Source organism: Pseudomonas sp. HMWF006, from assembly GCF_003061205.1.
In the GTDB taxonomy this organism is placed as follows: domain Bacteria; phylum Pseudomonadota; class Gammaproteobacteria; order Pseudomonadales; family Pseudomonadaceae; genus Aquipseudomonas; species Aquipseudomonas monsensis.
On the sequence record NZ_QAIU01000395.1, the window covers coordinates 1 to 10083 of the forward strand.

The 10083-nt window shown below is 62.6% G+C and carries 12 protein-coding genes and 1 other RNA gene; 7 read left to right on the forward strand and 6 right to left on the reverse strand.

The features are described 5' to 3' along the window. Positions 1 to 133: 133 nt before the first annotated feature. From DBR24_RS16260 to DBR24_RS16280, 5 genes are all read right to left on the reverse strand, one after another. On the reverse strand, positions 134 to 1138 hold the full coding sequence (locus DBR24_RS16260; protein WP_123469698.1) for an extracellular solute-binding protein: 1005 nt from the start codon (positions 1136 to 1138) through the stop codon (positions 134 to 136). A 178-nt stretch (positions 1139 to 1316) separates the two neighbouring features. After that, positions 1317 to 2534 carry a 2-octaprenyl-3-methyl-6-methoxy-1,4-benzoquinol hydroxylase gene (locus tag DBR24_RS16265; RefSeq protein ID WP_177490594.1) on the reverse strand — a complete coding sequence of 406 codons (1218 nt, stop codon included), beginning with the start codon at positions 2532 to 2534 and terminating at the stop codon, positions 1317 to 1319. A gap of 109 nt (positions 2535 to 2643) precedes the next feature. Next, a complete protein-coding gene (gene ubiH / locus DBR24_RS16270; protein ID WP_123469701.1) occupies positions 2644 to 3831 on the reverse strand; it encodes a 2-octaprenyl-6-methoxyphenyl hydroxylase in 1188 nt (395 codons plus the stop codon). Beyond that, positions 3828 to 5162, reverse strand: coding sequence for a Xaa-Pro aminopeptidase (pepP, locus tag DBR24_RS16275; protein ID WP_128615277.1), 1335 nt, complete (start codon positions 5160 to 5162; stop codon positions 3828 to 3830). The genes ubiH and pepP overlap by 4 nt, the downstream gene beginning before the upstream one ends. 27 nt (positions 5163 to 5189) lie before the next feature. After that, positions 5190 to 5750 (reverse strand): YecA family protein, encoded by a 561-nt coding sequence (locus tag DBR24_RS16280; protein WP_123469704.1) that lies wholly within the window; start codon positions 5748 to 5750, stop codon positions 5190 to 5192. A gap of 130 nt (positions 5751 to 5880) precedes the next feature. Here DBR24_RS16280 and DBR24_RS16285 point away from each other — a divergent pair, with 130 nt between their 5' ends. From DBR24_RS16285 to DBR24_RS16300, 4 genes are all read left to right on the forward strand, one after another. Beyond that, a complete protein-coding gene (locus tag DBR24_RS16285; protein WP_007940359.1) occupies positions 5881 to 6090 on the forward strand; it encodes a TIGR02449 family protein in 210 nt (69 codons plus the stop codon). Continuing rightward, positions 6087 to 6404: a cell division protein ZapA gene (locus DBR24_RS16290; RefSeq protein WP_093429754.1), complete on the forward strand. Its 318-nt coding sequence runs from the start codon at positions 6087 to 6089 to the stop codon at positions 6402 to 6404. Before DBR24_RS16285 ends, DBR24_RS16290 begins: the two co-directional genes overlap by 4 nt. A gap of 30 nt (positions 6405 to 6434) precedes the next feature. Next, a non-coding RNA gene (ssrS, locus tag DBR24_RS16295) (6S RNA) lies at positions 6435 to 6613 on the forward strand. Between the two features lie 80 nt (positions 6614 to 6693). Then, positions 6694 to 7299 carry a 5-formyltetrahydrofolate cyclo-ligase gene (locus DBR24_RS16300; RefSeq protein ID WP_123469706.1) on the forward strand — a complete coding sequence of 202 codons (606 nt, stop codon included), beginning with the start codon at positions 6694 to 6696 and terminating at the stop codon, positions 7297 to 7299. Positions 7300 to 7335: 36 nt separating this feature from the next. On the opposite strand, the gene DBR24_RS31065 is transcribed toward DBR24_RS16300, so the two are convergent. Beyond that, positions 7336 to 7491: a hypothetical protein gene (locus DBR24_RS31065; protein WP_095186895.1), complete on the reverse strand. Its 156-nt coding sequence runs from the start codon at positions 7489 to 7491 to the stop codon at positions 7336 to 7338. A gap of 198 nt (positions 7492 to 7689) precedes the next feature. Here DBR24_RS31065 and DBR24_RS16305 point away from each other — a divergent pair, with 198 nt between their 5' ends. The 3 genes from DBR24_RS16305 to DBR24_RS32405 form a co-directional block, all read left to right on the forward strand. After that, positions 7690 to 8139: an EVE domain-containing protein gene (locus tag DBR24_RS16305; protein WP_128615278.1), complete on the forward strand. Its 450-nt coding sequence runs from the start codon at positions 7690 to 7692 to the stop codon at positions 8137 to 8139. Positions 8140 to 8262: 123 nt separating this feature from the next. Beyond that, positions 8263 to 9228, forward strand: a complete 966-nt coding sequence (locus DBR24_RS16310) for an HlyD family secretion protein (protein WP_128615279.1) — start codon at positions 8263 to 8265, stop codon at positions 9226 to 9228. Continuing rightward, positions 9225 to 10083 (forward strand): ATP-binding cassette domain-containing protein (locus DBR24_RS32405; protein ID WP_256591556.1); only part of this gene is annotated, 859 nt, incomplete at its 3' end. The genes DBR24_RS16310 and DBR24_RS32405, both read left to right, overlap by 4 nt.

Sequence of the window (10083 nt, forward strand, 5' to 3'; positions counted from 1 at the left end):
AGGTAGCTACATCGACCCGAAACATCGAGTCGAACTCAGGTTTCGAAAACACTACAAGTCGGCTCCCTCTCCCTCCGGGAGAGGGCTGGGGTGAGGGAGCGATCTTGAACGATGAACCGTTATACGAAAAGCCTCAGTTCCAGCCCGCCCGATCCATCATGCGGATCGCTTCGGCCTGACGCTTGCCCGCCACTTCCACCGGCAAGGTGTCGGCGATGAACTTGCCCCATGCCGCCACTTCTTCCGAAGGCGCCACCGCCGGGTTGGCCGGGAACTCCTGGTTCACATCGGCAAAGATCTTCTGCGCTTCAGGCGTGGTCATCCACTCGACCAGCGCCTTGGCGGCTTCCGGGTGCGGCGCGTGTTTGGTCAGGCCAATACCCGACAGGTTGACGTGCACGCCGCGATCGGCCTGGTTCGGCCAGAACAGTTTCACCGGCAGCTCCGGCATCTGCTTGTGCAGGCGACCGTAGTAGTAGGTGTTGACGATGCCGACGTCGCACTGGCCGGCATTGATCGCCTCCAGCACCGCCACGTCGTCGGAGAACACGTCGGTGGACAGGTTGTTGACCCAGCCCTTGAGGATTTTCTCGGTCTTCTCGGCACCGTGCACTTCGATCATGGTCGCGGTCAGCGACTGGTTATAGACCTTCTTCGCCGTGCGCAGGCACAGGCGCCCTTCCCAGTTCTTGTCGGCCAGTGCTTCGTAGGTGGTCAACTCGCCCGGTTTTACCCGCTGGGTGGAATAGGCGATGGTCCGCGCGCGCAAGCTCAGGCCGGTCCAGGCATGGGTCGAAGAGCGATATTGCGGCGGGATGTTGGCGTCGATGGTCTTCGAGGTGAACGGCTGCAGAATGCCCATCTGCTCGGCCTGCCAGAGGTTACCGGCATCGACAGTGAGCAGCAGGTCGGCGGTGGCGTTTTCGCCCTCGGCCTTGATCCGCTGCATGAGCGGCGCTTCCTTGTCGGTGATGAACTTGATCTTCACCCCGGTCTTCGCGGTGTAGGCGTCGAACACCGGTTTGATCAGCTCATCAATACGCGAGGAGTAGACCACCACCTCGTCGGCGGCCTGGGCGGTGGTGCTGCCGATCAGGGTCAGGGCCAGGGCGGTCAGGAGACGCTTGGGTGCCAACATGGGAGTGATCTCTCGGTCGGAAAATGTGGCCCAAATGATAAGGACTCACATTTAGGTTCTCAATCGAACACTTTTCCAAGGAGTTACCAGATGTTGCACGACTCCTCCTACCGTTGGAATACGTTTCCCTGTAGGAGTGAGCCTGCTCGCGATGTGGCCATCAGCAACAACGAAAAGATCAAGGCTTGGCGAGGGCCGGTAGATCGCCCGTCAAACCAAGGGCTTCACGCACAAACAGCGCCTTCGCCTCCGGCATCTGCTCAACAATCTTCAACCCGGCATTGCGCAGCCAGCGCACTGGCAGCGGATCGGCCTGGAACAAACGCTCGAAGCCCTCCATCGCCGCCATCAGCGCAAGGTTGTGGGGCATGCGCCGGCGCTCGTAACGGCTCAGCACCTTCACATCGGCCAGACGCTCGCCACGCTCATTGGCTTGCAACAGCACTTCAGCCAGCACCGCCGCATCGAGGAAACCCAGGTTCACGCCCTGCCCGGCCAACGGGTGAATGGTGTGCGCCGCGTCACCGATCAGCGCCAGACCTTCGGCCACATAACGTTTGGCATGGCGCTGACGCAGCGGCACGCAAAGGCGCGGATCAGCGCTGATGACTTCGCCCAGGCAACCTTCAAAGGCGCGCTCCAGCGCCTGGCAGAAAGCCGCTTCATCCAGTGCCATCAAGCGCTCGGCCTCGCTCGGGGTGGTCGACCAGACAATCGAGCACCAATCCTGCTGCCCGTCGCGCTCAAGTGGCAGAAACGCCAGCGGTCCGTGATCGGTAAAGCGCTGCCACGCGGTCATCCGGTGCGGCTTGCTGCTGCGCACGCTGGTGACAATCGCGTGGTGCAGGTAATCCCACTCGCGCGTCGCCACGCCGGTCAGCCGGCGAACGGCTGAATTGGCGCCGTCAGCGGCAATCACCAACGGCGCGCGCAACTGGCGACCATCGGCCAGGGTCAGCAGCCAGTCATCGCCGGAGCGGCGCATCTGCTCCAGTCGGGCGTTGGCCAGCATGCCCAGATCGCAGTCGTGCAAACGATCGAGCAAGGCATCCTGAACCACGCGGTTTTCGACGATATGCCCCAGCACCTCGGCGTGCACACTGCTCGCCGAGAAATGAATCTGGCCGGTGCCACTGCCGTCCCACACGTGCATGTCGGTGTACGGGCTGCTGCGCCGGCTGGCGATGCCGTCCCACACGCCGAGGCGTTCGAGAATCCGCTGGCTGGCCGCCGACAGCGCACTCACCCGCGGTTCGAACGGAGCGTCGACGGCGAACGGTTTGACGCTCAACGGGCTGCCGTCAAGCAGCAGGACTTCCAGCCCGCTGTCCTGTAGCGCCAGCGCCAAGGCGCTGCCGACCATTCCGGCCCCGACAATCAGCAGATCTGCGCGCATTTCCATGCTTTAAGCCTGTCTCGCTGGCGGCGTGCGCCGCCCGTAAAGGGTTTTACCGAGCGCGCCGGTGGGCGGCGCGCTCCTGAAAGTGAAAGTGCCGGCCAGCCGCTCAAGCATCCGGCCGCGTCCCCAGCCCCATGGCCTGGCGGGCAAACCAGCGCTTGGCGGGAGGCAGCAGATCGAGGCCGAGCAAACCAATGTTGCGCCCCAGCGAAACCAGCGGCTGGGTGCTGCCGAACAATCGCGTGACCTGATCCGAGAAGCCCACAGTGAGGTCTTGATCCAGGCGCTGGCGCTCGCGATACGCCTGCAACGTGGCGAAGTCGCCCAGCGGTTTGTCGCTGGCGAGCAACGCGGCGGCCAGGGCATCGGCATCGCGCAACGACAGGTTGAAGCCCTGCCCGGCAATCGGGTGCAGGCTGTGTGCGGCGTTGCCGAGTACGGCCAGATGCGAACGCACTTGCTCTTCGGCCTCGACCAGCGACAGCGGATACAGATGGCGTGCTCCCACCTGCTTCAGGGTACCGAGACGGTAACCGAACACGCCTTGCAGTTCGCTGAGGAAATCGCGCTCGCTGAGGTCGGCCAAACGTTGCGCGTCCATGCCCAGACGGGTCCAGACCAGCGCGCAGCGGTTTTCCGGCAATGGCAGCAAGGCCATCGGGCCTTCGTCGGTGAAGCGCTCGAAGGCCATGCCGTTGTGCGCTTCGCTCGGGGTGATGTTGGCAATGAGTGCGCTCTGGTTGTACGGACGCTTGCGCACGTTGATGCCCAACTGCTCGCGCAGCCCGGAGCGACCGCCATCGGCGAGCACTGCCAGATCGCACTCGACGGTGGTTTCATCGTTGAGGGTCAGGCGATAACCGTCAGGCAGCGGCTCCATGCGCGCGACTTCCGCCGGGCAGCGCCAACTGATCACGTCTTTATCCAGATGCTGCCACAGGCACTGGCCGAGCCAGGCGTTCTCCACCACGTAACCGAGCGCCGGCACGCCCTCTTCCATCGCCGACAGTCGGGCAGTGGAGAAGCGCCCACGGTCAGACACGTGAATCTGTTTGATCGGCTCGGCGCGGCGGGAAATTTCCTGCCACACGCCCAACCGCTGATAGATCTGCCGCGAACCGAAGGACAGCGCCGACGAACGGGCATCGTAGCTCGGCTGCCAGCTGTCGCCCGGGGCAAACGGTTCGATCAGGACGATTTTCCAGCCACGGGCCTTGGCCCCGGCCTGCAAGGCCAACGCCAGACTGGCGCCGACCAGGCCGCCACCGATGATTGCCAGGTTGACTCGACTCATGCCGCGCGTGCCCGTGCTTGCGCCATCAGCGCTTCGATGTCAGCGACGGTTTTCGGCACGCCGCCCGTGAGGATTTCACAACCGCTCTTGGTCACTACCACGTCGTCCTCGATGCGCACGCCAATGCCGCGCCATTTCTTCGCTACGTTCTGATTGTCCGGGGCTATGTAGATGCCCGGTTCCACGGTCAGCGCCATGCCGACCTCCAGCACCCGCCATTCGCCGCCGACCTTGTACTCGCCGACGTCGTGAACATCCATGCCCAGCCAGTGGCCGGCGCGGTGCATGTAAAACGCTTTATAGGCTTCCGTCGCGATCAATTCGTCGACCTCGCCCTGCAATATCCCGAGCTGCACCAGACCTGCGGTGATCACCCGAACCGTGGCTTCGTGGGCCTGATTCCAGTTCTTGTTCGGGGCGATTTCGGCGAACGCGGCTTCCTGCGAGGCCAGCACCAACTCGTAGATCGCTTTTTGCTCCGGCGAGAACTTGCCGTTGACCGGCCAGGTCCGGGTGATGTCGCTGGCGTAGCAGTCGATTTCGCAACCGGCGTCGATCAACACCAGATCGCCGTCCTTGAGCAGCGCGTCATTCTGCTGGTAATGCAGGATGCAGCTGTTGCGCCCGGCAGCGACGATCGAACCGTAGGCGGGCATTTTCGCCCCGCCTTTGCGGAACTCGTAATCGAGTTCGGCTTCGAGGCTGTACTCGTACAACCCCGGCCGGCTGGCCTGCATCGCACGAATGTGGGCCTGGGCCGAGATCCGTGCGGCTTCGCGCATCACCTTCACTTCTGCCGCCGATTTATACAGGCGCATGTCGTGCAGCAGATGATCCAGGGCAACGAATTCGTTCGGTGGCTGGGCGCCGAGGTGCGCCTTGGAGCGGATCACGTTGATCCAGTCCATCAGGTGGCGGTCGAATTCGGGGTTGCTGCCCATCGCCGAATACACCCGGTCGCGACCTTCGATCAGGCCCGGAAGAATGTCGTCGATGTCAGTGATTGGGAAGGCGTCGTCGGCACCGTAATCGCGGATCGCACCTTCCTGCCCTGCGCGCAGACCGTCCCACAATTCGCGCTCGGCATTGCGCTCACGGCAGAACAGCACGTACTCGCCATGCTCGCGGCCCGGCATCAGGACGATAACGGCTTGCGGCTCGGGGAATCCGCTGAGGTACTGGAAGTCGCTGTCCTGACGGTAGACGTGCTCGACGTCGCGGTTGCGGATCGCCACCGCGGCGGCAGGCAGGATCGCGATGCTGTTGGGTTCCATCTGCGCCATCAGGGCCTTGCGGCGACGGCTGTATTCCGCTTTGGGGATATGGGTCATGGGCAGATGGCTTTCCCTGGCACGCGATTAATGCAGCGACGGCTTGGCGGCTGGCGGCACGTCGGCTTTCTTGGTTTCCGAGAACAGCAGCAGCGGCGCAACGCGCAGGTACTCCATGACTTCCATGTAGTCGGTTTCGCCGTCTTCGGATTCTTCCAGGGCATCCTGCACTTGGGAAATGGCGGCCAGATCCTGCAGCACTTCGGTGGCTTCAGTGCTGAGCATGCTGCTGTCGCGGCAGTTCAGGCCGAAACCGCTGAGGAAGCCCTGGCACCATTGGCCCAGCGCGGCGGCGCGGTCGGTCAGTGGTGCATCATCGGTCGGCAACAGCAGAACGACAGTGACGTCGTCGCCGGTCAGCTCGCCTTTGACCATCTCTTGCAGGCCGATCAGGGCGTTGCGGACGTTGTCCTGGATGTCGCCTTCGAGCAATTCGGCGGCGTCGATCAGCCAGCCTTCGTTGTCGAAGCCGGCGCCGGCGCAACTGCGGCCAAGCAGCAGGCCATGCAGTTCGGCAGGCGAGACGTTGTGGCCGCTGGAAGTCAGCAGGGTGGCAAAGGCTTGGTACGGGGAATTCGCAATGGTCATGGGCAGCTAGGCGCCAGACGGCGCTATGTCTAGAATGAAGGCCTTGTATCCTACATCGACAGACTCGCCAAGACTATTAAAGGCTGTCCGCCAGCTATCCCATCAGACAGACTCCGACCCAGTGGACACAATGGAAGACACCGACCTGCAAGCGCTGATGGCCAGACTCGAACTGCTGATTACCCGAGTCGAGCAACTTAAGAGTCAAAATGCACTCTTACTAGCTCAGGAAAAGACCTGGCGCGAGGAACGCGCTCACCTCATTGAAAAAAACGAAATCGCCCGGCGTAAGGTCGAATCGATGATTTCGCGCCTCAAGGCCCTGGAGCAAGACTCATGAGTTCAAGCAATAGCGTCACCGTGCAGATCCTCGACAAAGAGTATTCGATCATCTGCCCGCAGGAAGAACGCAGCAATCTGGTCAGTGCCGCACGCTACCTGGACGGCAAGATGCGCGAGATCCGCAGCAGCGGCAAAGTCATCGGCGCCGACCGCATCGCCGTGATGGCCGCGCTGAACATCACCCACGACCTCTTGCACAAAGAAGAGCGCCCGGACATCCAGGCCAGCGGTTCGACCCGTGAACAGGTGCGCGACTTGCTCGATCGTGTCGATCTGGTCCTCGCCGACGATCAGAACACCAGCAAGGGCTGATTCAACCGGCCGCTTGCGGTATACTCGCCGCACTCCCTGGGGTGCTTGCCAGTTGACGATGTCCCTGAGCCGATTCGCACTACCCTGGAAGTTGCACGTTGGGCTGGTGTGCATGTCCGCTAGACGGAAAGCCTTAAAGTCTACTGCATCTTCCACCTTGAACTTTCGGGTTCAAGGGCTAAGTTGACAGCGGTTCATCCGGGGAGCCTGATTCGAATCCGATGTCGGTATTTGCCGGCATCGGATTTTTTATGCGTGCGTTTTCGCCCTCACCTGCCGAAGCCGAACCATGACCGAACCTGCGCTGCTGCCCCGCCCGCAACTCCGCCGCCTGCTGCGCAAGGCGCGCCGCTCACTGACCCCAGGCGAGCAACGCCAGGCTGCCAAAGGCCTGTTCCGCCAACTGGCACAAGACCCGCACTTTCGCCGGGCCCGACACATCTCCCTGTACTTGCCCACCGACGGCGAAATCGATCCGCGCCTGCTGCTGCGCGAAGCCCAGCGCCGGGGCAAGGCCACTTATCTGCCGGTGCTCAGTGCCTGGCCACGGACCAAAATGGTGTTCCAGCGCATCCGTCCCGGGGAGAAACTCAAACCCAATCGCTTCCGCATTCTGGAGCCGCGCGCCCAACTAGCGCGCCAGCGCAAGATCTGGACACTGGACCTGGTGTTGTTGCCGCTGGTTGGATTTGATGACGTCGGCGGGCGCCTGGGGATGGGCGGCGGCTTCTACGACCGCAGCCTGGCGTATCTGGCCCGGCGCAAGCACTGGCGCAAGCCCACGCTGTTGGGCCTGGCCCATGAATGTCAGAAGGTCGAACGATTGGCGCAAGCCAGTTGGGATGTACCGCTGCAGGGCACGGTCACTGACAAGGCGTGGTATGTCGCGGGGTAGGACGCCGCACGAAAATGCGGCGTCGAGAAGGCAGTTTCAGCGCTTGAAGGCTGTCGACTGTTGCACCTGTTGCGCCACTTCAATCGGCGCGTCGGTCTTGTTGGACCACAGGCTTTGCGCGTAACCCGTGGTCACGACACCCAGGCCGAACAAAATGACCAAAGTCCATAGCAAATCCGGTTTGCGTTTCATCGATTGCCCCCCTCAAGGCACATCATCACGATGACAGCAGCGGTTTCCGTTCGTAGGCCGTGCAGCAGCGTCAAGCTTTAAAGGCCGGCATTTTGCGACAACGTGAACCTGCGCGCAAACGCTGACGTCAACCGACTGTCGGTTTGTCATAAAATTGCCCGACAACCTGCCCAATGACCGTTTCAGGAGCAAAAAACCATGGCCTATTGGCTGATTAAATCCGAGCCCGACGAACTTTCGATCAAAGGCCTGGAGAAGCTCGGCACAGCGCGCTGGGACGGGGTTCGCAACTATCAGGCGCGCAATTTCCTGCGCGCGATGGCGGTAGGCGATGAGTTCTTTTTCTACCATTCCAGCTGCCCGGAACCGGGGATTGCCGGCATCGGCAGAATCATCCAGGCCGCGTACCCGGATCCCACCGCACTGGAGCCGGAGAGCCATTACTTCGATCCAAAGGCCACAGTGGAAAAAAATGCCTGGAGCGCCATCGACGTGGCGCACGTCGAAACCTTTGCGCGGGTCTTGAAACTCGATTACCTGAAACAGCAGACCGCGCTGGCGCAAATGCCGCTGGTGCAGAAGGGCTCGCGGCTGTCAGTGATGCCCGTCACCGCCGAACAATGGGCCGCTGTGCTCGGCCTGCGCTGAGAACCGCCCGGTCACGCAGTGCTGGCAGACAAAAGGGTCTAGGCTTGCCGCTCATTTGATTGACATCAAGCGCCCCCCGCGCTTGAACCGTCAGACTGGACGCCACAGCCGCAGGATGCCCCCATGTCGACGCACCGCCGTTCCTCACTTTTATTTGCCGGATCGCTCATCGCCTTACTGTTGGCCGCCGGCGGCTTCGGTTACTGGAAGTCAATCAGCAGTCGCCTGCCCGAAGGCCTATCGGCCGGCAACGGACGACTCGAAGCCACCGAAGTGCAGATCGCCAGCAAGACCACCGGTCGCCTCGCCGAGGTGCTGGTCGATGAAGGCGACAAGGTCAGCCAGGGCCAATTGCTGGCGCGCATGGACACGCGCACCCTTGAAGCCCAGCGCAACCAGGCCGAAGCCGAGGTCGTGCGTGCGCGGGAAAACCTCAACGCCGCCCAGGCCAACGTGCAGTTGCGTCAGAGTGAGCTATTGCTGGCCCAGCAGGAACTCGGGCGCTCTCAATCACTGTTCAAGCACGGTTTCGTCAGTGCCCAGGTCATCGATCAATTGCAGTCGCGTATCGGTACCGGCAACGCAGCCGTGACGGCGGCGCGCGCTCAGGTGTCGGCGGTCAGTGCAGCGATTGGCGCTGCACAGGCGCAGGTCGCGCAACTGACCAGCGAAATCGACGACAGCAGCCTGCGCGCGCCGATTGATGGCGTGATCCAGTTGCGCATGGCCGAACCCGGCGAGGTGCTGGGGGCCGGTGGCCGCGTCCTGCTGTTGATCGATCCCAATGATCAGTACATGAACCTCTACCTGTCCGCCGCCGTGGCCGGACGTCTGGCGGTGGGCGATGAAGCGCGGGTGCTGCTCGATGCCCTGCCCGACAAGCCGTTGCCGGCAAAAATCAGTTTCGTCGCCGGCAAATCGCAGTTCACCCCGAAAGAGGTCGAAACCCGCGACGAGCGGCAAAAACTGGTGTTCCGCGTCAAGCTGCGCCTGACCCAACCCAGCGCCGTGCCGCAAGCCAAGCCCGGCATGCCCGGCGCCGGGTATGTACGCACCGCGCCGATCGCCTGGCCGGCCAATCTGCAATGAACAGCCTCGCGGTTCAGGCGAACGGCATCGCGCACCGCTACGGCAAACAGCAAGCGCTGAGCGAGATCGCATTCAGCCTGCCCGCCGGCACCCGTTGCGGGCTGATCGGCCCCGATGGCGCGGGCAAATCCAGCCTGCTGGGGCTGATCGCCGGGGTGAAAGCCTTGCAGCAAGGGCAACTGGACGTCCTCGGCGGGCCGATCCAGCAGCGCCGCCACCGCGACACGCTGTATGCGCGCATCGCCTTCATGCCTCAGGGATTGGGCGGCAACCTGTATCCCGAACTGTCGATCCGCGAAAACATTCAGTTCTTCGCTACGTTGTTCGGTCTGTCGAAGGCCGACAGCGAGCAACGCATGCACAACCTGCTGCTCGCCACCGACCTGCTGAAATTCGCCGAGCGCCCCGCCGGCAAATTGTCCGGCGGCATGAAACAGAAACTCGGGCTGTGCTGCGCGCTGATCCATGAACCGGATCTGTTGATCCTCGACGAGCCGACCACCGGCGTCGACCCGCTCTCGCGCCGACGGTTCTGGGAACTGGTCGACGACGTGCGGCGCCAGCGCCCGCAACTGACCCTGCTGGTCGCCACCGCGTATATGGAGGAAGCCGAACAGTTCGAGCATTGCTTGATGCTCGACAACGGCAAATTGATTGCCACCGGCCTGAGCCGTGAACTGGCGGCCGTCACCCCCAGCGGCAAACTCGATGAAGCCTTCACCCATTTCCAGGGCGACCGCCAGCATGACGCTCAGCCGCTGGTGATTCCGCCACGCACCGACAGCACCACCGACATCGCCATCGAGGCCCACGACCTGACGTTGCGTTTCGGCGACTTCACCGCCGTGGATCACG

Bases quoted from the DNA above. Each gene is read 5' to 3' on its own strand.
- ubiH (WP_123469701.1), bottom strand. From the start codon at position 3,831: ATGAGTCGAGTCAACCTGGCAATCATCGGTGGCGGCCTGGTCGGCGCC.
- DBR24_RS16300 (WP_123469706.1), top strand. From the start codon at position 6,694: ATGACCGAACCTGCGCTGCTGCCCCGCCCGCAACTCCGCCGCCTGCTG.
- DBR24_RS16290 (WP_093429754.1), top strand. From the start codon at position 6,087: ATGAGTTCAAGCAATAGCGTCACCGTGCAGATCCTCGACAAAGAGTAT.
- DBR24_RS16280 (WP_123469704.1), bottom strand. From the start codon at position 5,750: ATGACCATTGCGAATTCCCCGTACCAAGCCTTTGCCACCCTGCTGACT.
- DBR24_RS31065 (WP_095186895.1), bottom strand. From the start codon at position 7,491: ATGAAACGCAAACCGGATTTGCTATGGACTTTGGTCATTTTGTTCGGC.
- pepP (WP_128615277.1), bottom strand. From the start codon at position 5,162: ATGACCCATATCCCCAAAGCGGAATACAGCCGTCGCCGCAAGGCCCTG.
- DBR24_RS16305 (WP_128615278.1), top strand. From the start codon at position 7,690: ATGGCCTATTGGCTGATTAAATCCGAGCCCGACGAACTTTCGATCAAA.
- DBR24_RS16265 (WP_177490594.1), bottom strand. From the start codon at position 2,534: ATGCGCGCAGATCTGCTGATTGTCGGGGCCGGAATGGTCGGCAGCGCC.
- DBR24_RS16310 (WP_128615279.1), top strand. From the start codon at position 8,263: ATGTCGACGCACCGCCGTTCCTCACTTTTATTTGCCGGATCGCTCATC.
- DBR24_RS16260 (WP_123469698.1), bottom strand. From the start codon at position 1,138: ATGTTGGCACCCAAGCGTCTCCTGACCGCCCTGGCCCTGACCCTGATC.
- DBR24_RS16285 (WP_007940359.1), top strand. From the start codon at position 5,881: ATGGAAGACACCGACCTGCAAGCGCTGATGGCCAGACTCGAACTGCTG.